This is a genomic window from Exiguobacterium sp. UBA3968, from assembly GCF_002385115.1.
Taxonomy (GTDB): domain Bacteria; phylum Bacillota; class Bacilli; order Exiguobacteriales; family Exiguobacteriaceae; genus Exiguobacterium_A.
Genome location: NZ_DGCW01000005.1, coordinates 1,565,246 through 1,579,969, shown reverse-complemented (window position 1 = coordinate 1,579,969; position 14,724 = coordinate 1,565,246). Strand labels below are relative to the sequence as shown.

General features: G+C 46.4%; 14 protein-coding genes. 10 read left to right on the top strand and 4 right to left on the bottom strand.

The genetic code is table 11. The features are described from left to right. The first annotated feature begins 33 nt into the window (after positions 1-33). Together B3S86_RS09940 and B3S86_RS09935 are read left to right on the top strand one after the other, a co-directional pair. On the top strand, positions 34-1,245 hold the full coding sequence (locus B3S86_RS09940; protein WP_290752039.1) for an acetate kinase: 1,212 nt from the start codon (positions 34-36) through the stop codon (positions 1,243-1,245). A gap of 303 nt (positions 1,246-1,548) precedes the next feature. Then, positions 1,549-2,154 carry a 3D domain-containing protein gene (locus B3S86_RS09935; RefSeq protein ID WP_035406242.1) on the top strand — a complete coding sequence of 202 codons (606 nt, stop codon included), beginning with the start codon at positions 1,549-1,551 and terminating at the stop codon, positions 2,152-2,154. 111 nt (positions 2,155-2,265) lie between these two features. On the opposite strand, the gene B3S86_RS09930 is transcribed toward B3S86_RS09935, so the two are convergent. After that, positions 2,266-2,703 (bottom strand): universal stress protein, encoded by a 438-nt coding sequence (locus tag B3S86_RS09930; RefSeq protein WP_029342342.1) that lies wholly within the window; start codon positions 2,701-2,703, stop codon positions 2,266-2,268. 154 nt (positions 2,704-2,857) lie between these two features. Here B3S86_RS09930 and B3S86_RS09925 point away from each other — a divergent pair, with 154 nt between their 5' ends. Beyond that, on the top strand, positions 2,858-3,583 hold the full coding sequence (locus B3S86_RS09925) for an SDR family oxidoreductase (protein WP_290752035.1): 726 nt from the start codon (positions 2,858-2,860) through the stop codon (positions 3,581-3,583). Between the two features lie 46 nt (positions 3,584-3,629). Here the strand turns inward: B3S86_RS09925 and B3S86_RS09920 are convergent, their stop codons facing one another. Continuing rightward, on the bottom strand, positions 3,630-4,733 hold the full coding sequence (locus B3S86_RS09920; protein ID WP_035406247.1) for a M24 family metallopeptidase: 1,104 nt from the start codon (positions 4,731-4,733) through the stop codon (positions 3,630-3,632). Positions 4,734-4,888: 155 nt separating this feature from the next. On the opposite strand from B3S86_RS09920, the gene B3S86_RS09915 reads away from it, so the two are divergent. Continuing rightward, the gene (locus tag B3S86_RS09915) at positions 4,889-6,199 is read left to right on the top strand and encodes a DRTGG domain-containing protein (RefSeq protein ID WP_023469046.1); all 1,311 of its coding nucleotides are present in this window, start codon (positions 4,889-4,891) and stop codon (positions 6,197-6,199) included. A gap of 52 nt (positions 6,200-6,251) precedes the next feature. Here the strand turns inward: B3S86_RS09915 and B3S86_RS09910 are convergent, their stop codons facing one another. After that, complete coding sequence (locus B3S86_RS09910) at positions 6,252-6,560, bottom strand: YtpI family protein (RefSeq protein ID WP_035406252.1); 309 nt, start codon at positions 6,558-6,560, stop codon at positions 6,252-6,254. A 63-nt stretch (positions 6,561-6,623) separates the two neighbouring features. On the opposite strand from B3S86_RS09910, the gene B3S86_RS09905 reads away from it, so the two are divergent. Next, complete coding sequence (locus tag B3S86_RS09905) at positions 6,624-7,559, top strand: DHH family phosphoesterase (RefSeq protein ID WP_290752030.1); 936 nt, start codon at positions 6,624-6,626, stop codon at positions 7,557-7,559. 65 nt (positions 7,560-7,624) lie between these two features. Here the strand turns inward: B3S86_RS09905 and B3S86_RS09900 are convergent, their stop codons facing one another. Then, complete coding sequence (locus B3S86_RS09900) at positions 7,625-7,819, bottom strand: hypothetical protein (protein WP_035406258.1); 195 nt, start codon at positions 7,817-7,819, stop codon at positions 7,625-7,627. Positions 7,820-7,964: 145 nt separating this feature from the next. On the opposite strand from B3S86_RS09900, the gene dnaE reads away from it, so the two are divergent. The 5 genes from dnaE to pfkA all read left to right on the top strand — a co-directional run bounded on the left by dnaE (position 7,965) and on the right by pfkA (position 14,666). Further along, positions 7,965-11,126, top strand: a complete 3,162-nt coding sequence (dnaE, locus tag B3S86_RS09895) for a DNA polymerase III subunit alpha (RefSeq protein ID WP_290752027.1) — start codon at positions 7,965-7,967, stop codon at positions 11,124-11,126. Positions 11,127-11,228: 102 nt separating this feature from the next. Further along, the gene (locus tag B3S86_RS09890; protein WP_035406263.1) at positions 11,229-11,747 is read left to right on the top strand and encodes a FadR/GntR family transcriptional regulator; all 519 of its coding nucleotides are present in this window, start codon (positions 11,229-11,231) and stop codon (positions 11,745-11,747) included. Positions 11,748-11,767: 20 nt separating this feature from the next. Then, a complete protein-coding gene (gene accD, locus B3S86_RS09885; RefSeq protein WP_056062672.1) occupies positions 11,768-12,628 on the top strand; it encodes an acetyl-CoA carboxylase, carboxyltransferase subunit beta in 861 nt (286 codons plus the stop codon). Further along, entirely contained in the window at positions 12,615-13,550 is a 936-nt protein-coding gene (gene accA / locus B3S86_RS09880; protein ID WP_035406271.1) for an acetyl-CoA carboxylase carboxyl transferase subunit alpha, read from the top strand. The genes accD and accA overlap by 14 nt, the downstream gene beginning before the upstream one ends. Before the next feature lie 147 nt (positions 13,551-13,697). Continuing rightward, positions 13,698-14,666, top strand: a complete 969-nt coding sequence (gene pfkA / locus B3S86_RS09875) for a 6-phosphofructokinase (protein WP_035406276.1) — start codon at positions 13,698-13,700, stop codon at positions 14,664-14,666. The last annotated feature ends 58 nt before the right edge of the window (positions 14,667-14,724 follow it).

Genomic DNA, 14,724 nt, shown 5'->3' with positions numbered 1-14,724 from the left:
TTCATTGGATTCAAATGGAAAAGGGGAAAAATCATGGCAAAAATTATGGCGGTAAACGCAGGTAGTTCGTCTTTGAAGTTCCAATTGCTCGAAATGCCGAACGAAACGATGATTGCAGTCGGACTCGTTGAACGTGTCGGTAAAGACGATGCAATCTTTACGATTAAATATGGTGAAGGACAAAAGTATACAGATGTCCTCCCGCTTGCAACACATAAAGAAGCAGTCGAGTTATCCCTCGAAAAATTAATGGAGTTCGGAATCATCTCGTCTTACGATGAGGTTAAAGGTGTCGGACATCGTGTTCTTCATGGTAAAGAAAAATATGCAGACTCTGTATTGATCACGGATGAAGTCATGCAAGATATCGAGTCGTATACAGAACTCGGACCACTTCACATTCCACCAAACTTGATCGGAATCCGGGCATTCCAAGCATTGCTTCCGGAAGTGCCGCAAGTGGCGGTCTTCGATACGGCGTTCCATCAAACGATGCCAGAAGAAAACTTCCTTTACAGCTTACCGTATGATTACTACACAGAATACGGTATCCGTAAATATGGTTTCCACGGTACGAGCCACAAATATGTTACGGAACGTGCATCTGAATTACTCGGTCGTCCATTAAAAGACCTTCGTTTGATCTCATGTCACTTAGGTAGCGGAGCATCAATCGCAGCAGTTTCGGGTGGCGAATCAATCGATACGACGATGGGCTTCACACCGCTTGAAGGGATCACGATGGGAACACGTTCTGGTTCACTTGACCCAGCTTTGATTCCATTCTTGATGGAGAAAACAGGGAAAACAGCGGAAGAAGTCTTGAACGTCATGAACAAAGAGTCTGGAATCTACGGACTCTCAGGTCTTTCAAGTGACTTGCGTGACGTCCAAACGGCTGCGAAGGAAGGAAACCACCGTTCAGAGATGGCACTCCGTATCTTCGCGAACCGTATCCACGGATACATCGGGCAATATGCTGCTGAGATGAATGGTGTTGATGCCATTATCTTCACAGCTGGTGTTGGGGAAAACTCAGATTCAATCCGTGAGCGTGTCCTACGTGGTCTCGAATTCATGGGCGTTTACTGGGATCCATCACTCAACAATGGAGCTCATGGAGAAGAACTCTTCATTAACTACCCACACTCACCAGTCAAAGTCATTATCATTCCAACGAATGAAGAATTGATGATCGCACGCGATACAGTTCGTGTTGGTGGATTGGTTGCTCAAAACGCATAATTTTTAAAAAGGACTGAATCGTTAACACGACGATTTAGTCCTTTTTTTGATGAAATCCCAGAAAAGTGATACGCGAACGTATGATCTATTGTTACGACGTTTGTCATACAACGAAAAAAGAAGCGTCATCATCGTAAAAATAAACCTAAAAAAGGGTCATTTCTTAAAAAAATGAGTCTTTTGTAACATAACGGTAATAGTACAGACATATTTTTGTGGTCTATATGTAACGGCACTACTTGCTTTTGTCATGTATATTAATCTCAGTTAACAAACACGAAACAATGATGGAGGAGAAAATACATGATGAAACGAATGCTCGCAAGTGTTTTAACGGTCGTGTTAGCACTCAGTTCGTTCGCAGGTCTTCAAGCAGAGGCTGCAACTAAGAAAAGCGTCAAGTCAACAGTCGATAGCCTAGTCATTCGTCAAAAAGCTACTACTTCTTCGAAGAAACTCGGTCTTCTATATAAGAACCAAACGTTATCGTACAAAGCAAAAACAGGGAACTGGTACAAAGTAAGCTACAAAGGTAAGACGGCTTATCTTAGCGCGAGCTACTCGAAGGTCGTGACGTCAAGCGGATCAAAAAAACAATCTACGGGCGGTTGGAAAACAGTCACGAACGTGAGTGCGACAGCCTATACACCGTATGATCCAGGCAGTGGTAACCTGACAGCAATCGGTTGGAACATCAAAAGCTCGAAAAAGAAAGTCGTAGCTGTTGATCCACGTGTCATTCCACTTCGTTCGACAGTCAAAGTGTATTATAAAGGGAAGTTGAAAGGGACATATACAGCTGCTGATACTGGCGGTGCCATCAAAGGTAAGAAGATGGATATCCTTTACTACTCTCGTTCAGAAGCATTCAACTGGGGTCGTCGTACCGTTACAGTAAAATACAAATGATTTCAAACCATCGGACATCGGTTCGATGGTTTTTTGTTTAAGCAGGTCGTCAAAAAGCCTCTCTTCCTTTGAGATGAAGGGAGAGAGGCTTTTGTTTGATAGAAGAGTGGTTCATAAACGAACGATCAAGACGTCACATTTTGCGTAACGCGTAATGCTTTCAGAGACACTACCGATGAAGAAACGCTCAACAGCGTTTAAGCCGGTCGCGCCACAGATGATTAAATCAGCATCGTGATTAGGAGCAAGTTTTTTGGCAATCGTGACTTTTGGAGAACCGTATTCAATTGCAACTTCGACTTCCTGTACACCGCGGTCTTGAGCGGTCTTGACATATTCGTCTAGCAATTCCTTCGCGTAAGATTCAGCACGTTCCGTGATGGTACGGTCATATGCTTCTACTGTTGCGAACGTCCGTGTATCAATGACGTGTGCGATGATCAATTTTGCATCATTTCGCAATGAAACATCGATTGCCGTCTCGAAGGCACGTTCTGCCTCTTTTGAGCCATCCACTGCTACAAGTACATTATGATAGACGATTGCCATGATGAATCCATCCCTTCGTAATCGATATGATGAGTACACCCTAATTATACCATTCTCTTACTGGAAGCGGACGAAACATTCAACGAGTTCTAAAAATTGTCCTACCTTTCCATTCCATCGTAAGATGGAGTCAGTGAAAGGGGGCGATGCCAAGATGAGGCACGCGTTAATTACAGCAGGTACAAAAGGATTGGGAGAACGAGTAACACGCCAGTTATTGGAAGAAGGATGGAAAGTAACGGCGTTCCATCGTTCCGAACCCGAGTTTACACATCCGAATCTTGTGACGATTCAAGCAGACGTGACGAACCAAGAAGAAGTGGAACACGCAACTCAACAAGCAATTAACGAGCAAGGTCGGATTGATGCGTTGATACTTAATGCAGGACCATATATATTCGAGCGGAAAGCATTAGTAGATTATAGCGATCAAGAATGGAATGAAGTCATTACCGGGAATCTGACCGCTAGTTTCTGGTTGTTACGTCAAGTATTACCCGTCATGCGTAAGCAAGCCTATGGTCGAATCATCACGTATGGTTTTCCGGAAAGTGCGACAGCGCCAGGATGGGTGTACCGGGCGGCGTTCGCTGCTGCTAAAAGCGGGATGGTGAGTTTGACGAAGAGTGTGGCGCTTGAAGAGGCAGAGCACGGCATTACGGTCAACATGGTCAATCCGGGGAACATCGTCGGTGATAACAAGACGAAACGGATTTCCGAAGCAGAGCAAGATGAAGAAACACCAGTCGGAAGAACGGGTGTGGGGGAAGATATCGCTCGCGCCATCTCCTTCTTACTCGCAGAAGAATCAAGTATGATCACAGGTGCGATTCTTGATGTGACAGGGGGCGTCAATGTCGTCCATCAATCCCGTAAGTAAATAAAAAACACCTAATCCATCGCTTGGATTAGGTGTTTTTACTGATTTAAGATGATGGAATCGATTGAAGGTGTTTTGGTGTGCGAGTTAACGCAACCGGACCTTCTGCAGTAAGATGGATATCATCTTCGATCCGGACGCCACCGACTCCGGGAACATAGATACCTGGTTCGAGCGTGTAGACGATACCAGCTTCAGCCGTCAGTAAGTTGTTCGAAGCGAGGGACGGGAATTCGTGAACCTCGATTCCGAGTCCGTGACCGACGCGATGTGTGAAGTACTGACCGTAGCCAGCCTCTGTGATGACGTCGCGGGCTGCTTTATCCAACGAGCCGAGTGTCGTACCGATCTGACTCGCTTTTGTCGCGGCTTCAAGTGCTTGGCGGACCGTTTCATAGATTTTCGTCTGTTCTTCGCTTGCCTGACCATAAATGAAGGTCCGTGTAATGTCTGAACAGTAGCCTTTCCAAATGACACCGAGATCGAATAGGACGAAATCGCCTTCTTGGATGACGCGGTCACCTGGGACACCGTGTGGATCAGCACTGTTTGCACCAAATAGGACAAGCGTATCGAACGACATCTCGCGGACGCCTTTTTTCTTCATTTCATATTCGATTTCCGCAATGACTTCGATTTCCGTGATACCTGGACGGATCGCTTGTTTACCGATTTCGATCGCTTCATCCGCAAGTGCTGCTGCTTCTTGAAGGATAGCAATTTCTTCCGGTGTTTTCTTCAAGCGAAGCGCTTGTAAGGACTCACCAATATCAAGAATGGCTGCATTTTCAAGATGTGAGCTCAGTTCTTGATATCGACTAAACGTCATATGTTCACCTTCAATACCAATCCGATTGTTTGAATGTTCAAATGTCTTGAATAATTCAGCTAAACGATCGAATGGATTTTCATGATCCTCATACGTGACGACGTCTCCTTCCCAAGGACTCGCTGCAACGATACTTGCTTCGAGTGCCGGACAGAATAATACATGTTTGCCAGTTACATCAACGAGGACTGCCATGACACGTTCGTGTGGTTCTGCGTAGACTCCTGAAAAGTAAAAGACATTCGCCTTTGAAGTAATGACGGCTAAATCGATTCCTTGTTCTTTCAAGAAAGCACTAATGTAATTCGTACGTTCGCTCATATGTGACTCCACCTCTCTACTCATTTTCTACATAAGTATACCATCGTCCGATTCGAAAAACATTTCTCGTAAATCAGACTAGTACACGTTTTCATCTTTGGAGTAGTACAGTATAATGACAGGAGAGTAGAAAAAAGGAAAAGAAGGGATACAGTATGCCTACGAAACACGAACAGATCATTCGACATATCGAAGATCTTGATGTCGGAACGAAGATTTCCGTCCGACAAATCGCGAAGGACTTGACCGTATCCGAAGGAACGGCCTATCGCGCCATCAAGGAAGCGGAGAATCTTGGGTTCGTCTCGACGATCGAACGAGTCGGAACGATTCGAATCAAAAAGAAACAAAAAGAAAATATTGAGAAGCTGACATTCGCGGAGGTCGTGAATATCGTCGATGGTCAAGTTCTCGGTGGAAGAAACGGATTACACAAGACATTGACGAAATTCGTCATTGGCGCAATGAAGCTTGAAGCGATGATGCGTTACATCGATGTCGACAGTCTCGTCATCATCGGGAACCGTGAAAAAGCACACGAACTCGTGCTTGAAGCAGGGGCCGCTGTATTGATCACCGGTGGATTTGATACAACGGAGGATGCAAAACGATTGGCGGATGAGATGGAGTTACCCATCATTTCGACGTCATACGATACATTTACGGTCGCAACGATGATCAACCGAGCAATTTATGATCGATTGATCAAAAAAGAAATCTTACTCGTCTCGGATATCTTGATCCCTTTACATGATACGTTCTATTTACAGACGACGGATCCGATTTCACGTTGGCACGAGTTGAACGAACAGACGAAACACAATCGTTATCCTGTCATCGACGAACAAATGAAGGTCGTCGGTGTCGTGACGGCGAAGGACATCATTGACCGTCCACATGACTGGGCTGTTGAAAAAGTCATGACGCGGCATCCAATTACGGTCGGCATTCGAACGAGTGTCACGAATTCTGCGCATCAGATGGTATGGGAAGGCATCGAAATGTTACCGGTCATTGACCAGTATGGACGATTGCTTGGGATCATTAGCCGTCAAGATGTCCTCAAGGCGTTGCAACTAGCGAATCGCCAGCCGCAGGTCGGGGAGACATTCGATGATCTGATCACAGGGCAGATTAAAGCGGCAGAGGACGAACGGGGACCGTACTTATCCCTTGAGGTTTCTCCACAAATGACGAATTTCATGGGGACTGCTTCAAGTGGTGTATTGACGACGCTTCTCGTCGAAGGGGCGACGCGAATGTTGCGTCACATGAAGAAAGGTGACCTTGTCATTGAAAACGTCAGCATCTATTTCATTAAACCTGTTCAGATCGAGAGCACGGTAACGATCCGGGCCAATGTCTTTGACGTTGGTCGGAAATTCGGGAAAGTCGATGTCGAAATGTATCAAGGTACACAAATCGTTGCGAAAGCACTCGTGACTTCGCAACTCATCGATCGTTAAGTGAATACAAAAAGAACCGAAGTCGATTGACTTCGGTTCCTCTGAATCTCGCTCAGGATTGCTCCATCTCACGGACGACATATGGATAAATCTTTTTGTAACGGATGAATCCAGCGATGAATGAAGCAACACCGACGACGATTAAAATAGAACAGACCACTTTTCCGACGAGTGTCGTTAATCCGTTCCCGGAAACGAACTGGTTGACGGCAAATAGGATGACGAACAGACTCAACCAAATGCTCGCTTGTGTATTGAACAAGTATTTTCGGTTCGTGCTTTTCGTATGGAACGCGCGGCGTTTTGCTAACAAATACCCACCAAGCGAGAAAACGATGAGGGCGATGAGGATGAATTGCATGTTAAAAGGACCTCCTTTTTGTCTTCATCTAGTATCATATCAAGATTAGAGGAGCTGTGCACAGTGAAAGAGCAAATCAAACAAATGATTGAAGCTGCAAATACGATCATCATTCATCGTCACGAACGACCAGATCCCGATGCACTCGGTAGTCAGTTCGGCTTACAATTGACATTGCAACACCAGTTTCCTGAGAAAACAGTCTTGTCGGCAGGTGAGATGGCGACATCATTGTCATTTATGGGGAAGCTCGATCAGGTAGAAGACGAGTTATACAAAGAGGCGTTAGTCGTGATTTTGGATACGGCGAATCAAGCACGGATTGACGGGAAGGTCGCGATGACAGGAAAAGACGTCATTAAAATCGACCATCATCCCGATGAGGATCCATACGCGTCAGTGCAACTCGTCGATACGACGATGAGTTCGACATCGGAACTGCTCGTTCATCTATTGAATGAATGGGGATACGACATTCCGGCATCAGCTGCTATTCAATTCTATGCGGGAATCGTCGGTGACACGGGACGTTTTCAATTCCGTGGTACGACGAAACGAACCTTTGAAGTCGCGGGGCAATTGATTGATGTAGGGATTGATACAGATTGGTTGTATCGGAATATGTACCAAACAGAACTGGCGGCGCTTCATCTACAAGGATATGTTCTTCAACATATTCAATTGACGGATCAAGGTGTCGGTTATGTCGTCTTGACACAGGATACATTGAAGCAATTTGGAGCAACGGTCGAACAAGCATCGTTACTCGTCAATAGTTTTGCCGGTTTACAAGGAATGAAGTGCTGGGCGCTGTTCCTCGAAACGGATATGGAAGTTCGCGTCCGAATTCGCTCGAAGGGTCCGGTCATCAATGAAGTAGCAAAAGAATTCAATGGCGGTGGACATCCAATGGCGTCTGGTGCGACGATTGAACAGTTAAGTGAAGTCGAACGTGTCGTTAATCGTCTGAATGAGGTCGCTGCGAACTTCCAGTTTTAAATGGAAAAAAGGCTGCTCGGTCTCATTCCTCTCATGAGGAAGTGGAGCGAACAGCCTTTTTATGCTTATTTCGTTTTTGTTTCTTCTTGCGGAATGAACCATACGCCACGATCTGTGTGGTCTTCAATGACATTCAGTTGAAGTTCAGCGACCGACTTGCGAATCTTCTCAGCGATTTCTTCCGTTTCAGTAAAAGCAGTAACACCTAACTTTAGTTGTTCAACCTTTTCACGTGCGATTTGACTACGATTCAAAATCATGAGAAATGCTCCTTCCGTACCCGTCATGATATTTCTATACTTATTGTAGCGAATAATAAATCAGATGGCGAGTACTTGAGTTAGTTAGATATGAATGTTCTGAAAACTTTTTAAGCTTTCATCAGAAGAGAGAGGAGAATAGAAGATGCACTTAAATGTCCGGACACAATATAGTCCCTTACAAAGTTTGATTCGAATCGAGACGTACCTCGATGAGCTTGTTCATCGTCAGCTTGGACGAGCGATCATCTGTGAAACGACATTAACCGGAGTTCCGGCATTCATCGAGGCGTGTCAGCGTCGACAGTTACAACCGGTCATTGGCTGGGAACAGCGAATCGAGGAAGAAGACTGTTGTATCTTGTGGTTTGCTTTTTCTTCTGATGGCTTACGGCAATTGTACCGATTAGCTAGTGAACAACCGGTTATTGAAACCTCATCGCTCATTGCGGTGCTCGTTCCGCTTCGTCAGGCATCGGAAGATATGACACGTCTACGTCGTTCCGTCGTGCAATGGATGGGACACGTTCAAGGGGCGCGTACATATATGGGAGTGACTTCGAGCCGCTCGACGGTCGAGCGAGAGAGTCGCATGCGTTATCGGGAAGTAGCCGCATCACTCGGTGTAGAGACAATCCCGGTCGATCCTGTCCGTTATCTTCATCGAGCTGAAGCCCCAGCTTATCAAGCAATACGTGCGATCCGTGAAGCATCGACGTTCCAAGATCAAAAAACAGATCGTCTGATGCATTTAAAGACTCGAGAAGAGTTACTCGAAGACTTTACGGAGCGAGAAATCACGATGGCTGAGCAATTTGCCGCGACATCTGAACGCTTAGAATTACCGTTCCAGCAACGTCCATTACCGCGCGTCGCAGAAGATTCGAATGCGATGCTACGGACGCATGCTGAAGAAGGATTACTGGCACACGGTCATGAAAGTAAAGAAGCGGCGGAACGGCTCGCCTATGAACTGTCCGTCATCGAACAAACCGGATTTGCTGATTATTTCTTGATCGTCGAGGAACTTATCCGACGAGCAAAGGCGAAAGGCATTCATGTTGGACCTGGTCGTGGGTCGGCAGCAGGCTCTCTCGTTAGTTATGCGCTTGGAATCACGACGGTTGATCCGTTGAAATATGGATTACTCTTTGAGCGGTTTTTGAATCCAGAGCGGATTTCGATGCCGGATATCGATATTGATATCGAAGATGAACGACGCGAAGAGGTATTAGAAGATCTCGTAATGCGTTATGGAAAAGACCATGTCGCTCAAATCGGAACATTATCAACGCTTGGTGCCAAAGCCGCTCTGCGAGACGTCGGACGAACACTGGAGTTTTCAAAAGATGAACTGGATGCTGCAGTCAAGCAGCTTGGAAAATCGACGACGTTACAAGGAATCGAACAAAATAAACAGACGTATCGCTGGTTCTCTGGAAGTGAAAAACGTCGACAACTCTTACAGCTAGCGCAAGCAGTCGAAGGTCTCCCGCGACAACGTTCGGTTCACGCAGCCGGCGTCGTCATCGGGTCAGAGAATCTCGTCGAGACGACACCCTTAGAGACAGGACCGAACGAGCGATACGTGACGCAGTTCCTGATGCAAGCATTAGAACGTCAAGGATTACTGAAGATTGACTTGCTGGGACTGCGCAATCTTAGTCGTTTGCGTCGGATGGAAGAATTGATTCGAAGAGAACACCCCTCTTTTACGCTCTCGCAAATTCCAGAAGAAGATCGTGCGACGTTCCAAGTCTTTGCCCGCGCTGAGACGGATGATATCTTCCAATTCGAATCACCAGGCATGAAACAAACATTGCGAGAAGTGAAACCGAATCGATTTGAAGATTTGGTCGCCACGATGTCGCTCTATCGTCCAGGACCGATGAAATTCATTGATCTGTACGCAAAACGAAAAGCCGGTCAACCTTATCAGATGGTACATCCTGTATTAGAAGAGGTGCTGGCGTCGACATATGGCATCATCGTCTACCAAGAGCAAGTCATGGAAATCACACGCCGAGTGGCTGGTTTTACGCTTGCTCAAGCAGATATATTACGACGTGCGATTTCCAAGAAGAGTACGGATTCGCTCGAACAGGAACGTCTCCATTTTTTAGAAGGTGCACGAACGAATGGATTCGATGATACAGTAGCACATTCACTTTATGAACAAATCGAACGTTTTGCCGGATATGGATTTAACCGAAGTCATGCAGTCGCCTACTCAAAGATTAGTTATGCCCTTGGGTATATCAAAGCGCATTTCCCGCAAATTTTCTTTCTCGTTTCGGTGGAACAACCGGAACGCCTCGTCCGGTTGATGCGCGAACGACGTCTCCCTGTCCTATCACCGGACGTCTGGATTTCCGATTATCGTTCTTCACTAGAGGGAAAGGGGATTCGACTTGGAATCCATGTGATTAAAGGTATTTCCGAGCGAGAGTTCGAACGGTTAAAAGAAGCGTCGAAGCACACGGCGACGATCGCCGATCTATTGACTCATGTCGGATGGGGTAAAAAGGAACGAGCAAAAATCGAATCACTACTTTATAGTGGCGCATTAGACCGAGCGACGCACGGCGATCGTGGACTCGCTGAACAAGAGGTGCTCGAGTACTTCACGGAATCATCGAATACCTTATTACCGGACGAACTGGCAATCCTCGGGAAACGCCGGACACAGAAGTCATCGAAACGAAGCGATTCCGACTGGGCACGCCTGGAACGAGATGCACTCGGATTCTGGTTAACGTATTCTCCTTTGACGACAGCGATGAAAGCACCGGTCGAATCTGCTTATTTTCATGATCTTAGTGTCGGAGCAGACACGCATTATTTAATCTGCTATATTGATCAAATCCGAGAATTCAAGACGAAACGCGGTCAAGAGATGGCGGTCATTCAAGCGGTCGATGGGTATTCAAATGAAGAAGTCGTCGTATTCCCAAGTCAGTATGAGCGGTTCCGTCGTTCTCTTTATTTAGGGAATGTCTTATTGATCGAGTTAAAGGTTCAAGATCGTGAAGGGGAGCGCCAATTCATTTTGGAACGGCTCCGGCCACTCGGACAAGATGTATTGTTCGTCAAGTTAACATCAAAAAATGAGCTAGCCACACTCGAACAATTGTTAGAAGCTGCGCCAGGCGATATTCCAGTCGTCGTTCGCTACGCTGATTCACGCGAGACGAAATCGTTACCGCCACTTTATGCGGTTCGGCATGATGATGAATTATTAGCTCGTCTACGTATGCAGTTTGGTGAGGATCATGTTGTCCTGAAAAATGTGCCTCGCTCAAACTAGTAGTAGGTAATAAGATTTGTTATAATAAAGGGTAATTGGTCTGACCAATGCCACCGATTAAAGCAACCGACTAAAGGGTCAGAAAGGTGGTGCCGTATCGATATGGAGAAGAAACGAAATGCGTTTGAAGCCAATATCGCGGCGATTAAATTGATGATCGAACAAGATGGATTAGTTCCAGGAGACCGAATCCCATCGGAACGGGAACTGGCAGAACGACTATCCATCAGCCGACCGTCCGTACGAGAAGCATTACGGACGCTCGCTTATTTAGGCATCGTCGAGACACGGCACGGAGGCGGAAGCTTTCTGTTAAACCGTGACGATCATACCTATATTCAAATCATCGCTCAATTCTTAGTGACTGGCGATTCGAAGTTCGAAGACTTGGCAGGAACGCTCCGCTTGCTTGAGCAAGCAGCGCTCGCGCAGCTAGATGACCTTTCGGTGCTTGCACCAGTCGTTGCATCCGATGCAGCGTTTCGTGAGACGTTGATTCAGACGGTCGATAACGATCTGTTTGAACGAATCTGGCGACAAGTCAATGCCTTCCATAAAAGCTTCGGTCAAGGGGAACTCTATACGCAAGTGGAACGGGAACAACTCTTGAACCGCCCATAGATGACAAGGGGGAACTGAACGTGCAAGCATTTTTTCGAAAACCTAAAAAGTTCGTCACGTTGACTTCAAAGGAGCAACGTGTCGATGTGCCTGTTGGCCTAATGACGAAATGTCCGAAATGTAAATTGATCCAATATACGAAACAACTAGAAGCGAACCTACGCGTCTGTTCATGTGGATATCATCATCCATTGACTGCGCAAGAACGTTTTACGCAATTATTTGATGAAGGTTCGGTAACATATTTTGATCTGCCGGCAGTTCAAGCTGATCCCCTCGGATTTGAGGACTATCCGGAAAAATTAAAAGGAGATCAAGTCAGAACGGGTCTTAAGGAAGCGATCGTCTGTGGCGTCGGGAATGTGAATGGTCACCCACTCGTCGCTTGTGTCATGGATGCGCGATTCCGGATGGGCTCGATGGGAGCTGCCGTTGGTGCTGCAATTTCTGAAGCTGTTCGTTACGCGACGAAACATCGTCTACCTGTCACGATATTCTCTGCTTCAGGTGGGGCACGGATGCAAGAAGGAATGGTCAGTCTCATGCAGATGGCAAAATCAAGTCTCTTCTTAAAACAGCATTCAGATGCAGGGTTACTCTATATTTCTTGTATGACCCATCCGACAACCGGTGGTGTATCAGCAAGTTTTGCGATGCTCGGTGATTTCAACATTGCTGAACCGGGTGCGTTGATTGGATTTGCGGGTCGCCGGATCATCGAACAGACGATTCGTGAAAAACTACCGGAAGATTTCCAAACAGCAGAATTCTTATTGCAAGCAGGTCAACTGGACGATGTCGTATCACGACACGATCTGAAGACGTACTATACGCGAATCTTAAAGCTACATGCGGAGGGAACGAACCATGCAACCATTTGACCAACCAGTCATCGCGTTACGCGAAAAAATTCTTGAGCTTCATGACATGGCGGAAACGCAAGGACTTGACTTCAAGGAAGAACTGCAACTTCTTGAAGAACGCCTTCATCGGTTAGAACTCGATATTTACGGGAATATGAAAGCGTGGAATCGTGTTCAGTTGGCACGTCATCCAGAACGTCCAACGACACTCGATTACATTGAATCGATTTGTGAAGATTTCATCGAACTGCACGGTGATCGTCATGGGTATGATGATGCAGCAATCGTCGGTGGAATCGGAACGCTAAATGGTCGTCCCGTGACGATCATCGGTCATCAACGCGGAAAAGATACAAAAGAGAACATTCGTCGTAACTTCGGGATGCCACATCCAGAAGGGTACCGGAAAGCACTGCGTCTCATGCAACAAGCGGAAAAATTCAACCGACCGATCATTACGTTCATTGACACGAAAGGAGCATATCCAGGACGTGCGGCAGAAGAACGCGGTCAAAGTGAAGCCATCGCGAAAAACTTGTTTGAGATGGCTGGGATGACTGTGCCAATCATCTCGATTGTCATTGGTGAAGGCGGTTCAGGTGGTGCTTTAGGAATCGGCGTTTGTGATCAACTCTTGATGCTTGAGAACTCGACGTATTCCGTTATCTCTCCTGAAGGTGCTGCAGCATTATTGTGGAAAGATGCGAGTCTTGCGGAAAAGGCTGCAGAATCGATGAAAATCACAGCACCTGATTTGTTACGCCTTGGAATCGCGGATGCTATCATTCCTGAAGTCATCGGAGGAGCACATCTTGATGTGTCATTACAGGCGGATAAATTAAAATCTGTCTTGGTACAGAAGCTCGAAACTTTGGTTCATCTGACCAAGGAAGAGCTCCTCGATCAACGGACCGAAAAATATCACCAAATTGGCACATAAGCACCATGTAATCGCTATCATGATTGATATTCCTCATTTCCGGAATTGATGATGAAAAAGATAGTGAAAGTTTATGCAATCTGCCCTGTTGTAAAACAAGAAAACAACGTGCTATTTTAGATTCAGATTAATGGAGAGGTGATTAACGTGAGTTTAAAACGGATTGCTGTCTTAACGAGTGGCGGTGATGCACCAGGTATGAACGCCGCGGTGCGTGCTGTCACGCGTAAAGCGATTTTTCATGGCTTAGAAGTATTCGGTGTCTACAACGGGTATCAAGGATTAATCAACGGGGACATCGTCCAGTTGAACCTTGGATCAGTCGGTGACATCATTCAACGAGGTGGAACGTTCCTACGTTCAGCACGTTGCCCTGAGTTCCGTACAGAAGAAGGACGAGCAAAAGCGGTCGTCAATCTTAAGAAATTTGAAATTGATGCACTCGTCGTCGTAGGCGGAGACGGGTCGTATCGTGGTGCCCAAAAATTGACTGGACTTGGCTTCCCGACAATCGGACTTCCAGGTACGATCGATAACGATATTCCTGGAACGGACTATACGATCGGTTTTGATACAGCGCTCAATACTGCGCTTGAAGCGATCGACAAAATCCGTGATACAGCATCGTCGCATGAGCGGACGTATGTCATTGAAGTCATGGGACGCGATGCGGGTGATATCGCATTATATGCAGGACTTGCTGGTGGAGCAGAATCGATTCTTGTTCCTGAACGTCCTGAAGATTTAAAAGAAGTGCTCGATCGCATTCAAAGTGGTGTCAACCGCGGTAAGAAACACTCGATCGTCATCGTCGCTGAAGGTGCAGGTCGTGCTCAGGACGTGGGAGACGCTATCGCAAAAGAAACAGGTCTCGATACACGCGTCACGGTTCTTGGTCACGTTCAACGTGGTGGAGCACCGACGGCAGCGGACCGTGTACTTGCAAGTCGGATGGGGGCACATGCCATCGAAATCCTACTTCAAGGAAAACAAGGACGTGTCGTAGGTGTACGTGGTGGCAAGATGATTGATCTCGATATCGATGAGGCACTCGACGCAAACAAACATGAGCTGGATCTTGAAATCCTTGAGCTTTCAAAACAGCTTTCGATTTAACGAACATCGATAGGATTGGAATGGGCAAGAGAACTTGGCCAAACACCGTAGGAGGTTT

What these genes read in the sequence shown, in the direction of transcription:
- B3S86_RS09940 (WP_290752039.1), top strand. Translation starts at nt 34, where the DNA reads ATGGCAAAAATTATGGCGGTAAACGCAGGTAGTTCGTCTTTGAAGTTC.
- B3S86_RS09935 (WP_035406242.1), top strand. Translation starts at nt 1,549, where the DNA reads ATGATGAAACGAATGCTCGCAAGTGTTTTAACGGTCGTGTTAGCACTC.
- B3S86_RS09930 (WP_029342342.1), bottom strand. Translation starts at nt 2,703, where the DNA reads ATGGCAATCGTCTATCATAATGTACTTGTAGCAGTGGATGGCTCAAAA.
- B3S86_RS09925 (WP_290752035.1), top strand. Translation starts at nt 2,858, where the DNA reads ATGAGGCACGCGTTAATTACAGCAGGTACAAAAGGATTGGGAGAACGA.
- B3S86_RS09920 (WP_035406247.1), bottom strand. Translation starts at nt 4,733, where the DNA reads ATGAGCGAACGTACGAATTACATTAGTGCTTTCTTGAAAGAACAAGGA.
- B3S86_RS09915 (WP_023469046.1), top strand. Translation starts at nt 4,889, where the DNA reads ATGCCTACGAAACACGAACAGATCATTCGACATATCGAAGATCTTGAT.
- B3S86_RS09910 (WP_035406252.1), bottom strand. Translation starts at nt 6,560, where the DNA reads ATGCAATTCATCCTCATCGCCCTCATCGTTTTCTCGCTTGGTGGGTAT.
- B3S86_RS09900 (WP_035406258.1), bottom strand. Translation starts at nt 7,819, where the DNA reads ATGATTTTGAATCGTAGTCAAATCGCACGTGAAAAGGTTGAACAACTA.
- dnaE (WP_290752027.1), top strand. Translation starts at nt 7,965, where the DNA reads ATGCACTTAAATGTCCGGACACAATATAGTCCCTTACAAAGTTTGATT.
- B3S86_RS09890 (WP_035406263.1), top strand. Translation starts at nt 11,229, where the DNA reads ATGGAGAAGAAACGAAATGCGTTTGAAGCCAATATCGCGGCGATTAAA.
- accA (WP_035406271.1), top strand. Translation starts at nt 12,615, where the DNA reads ATGCAACCATTTGACCAACCAGTCATCGCGTTACGCGAAAAAATTCTT.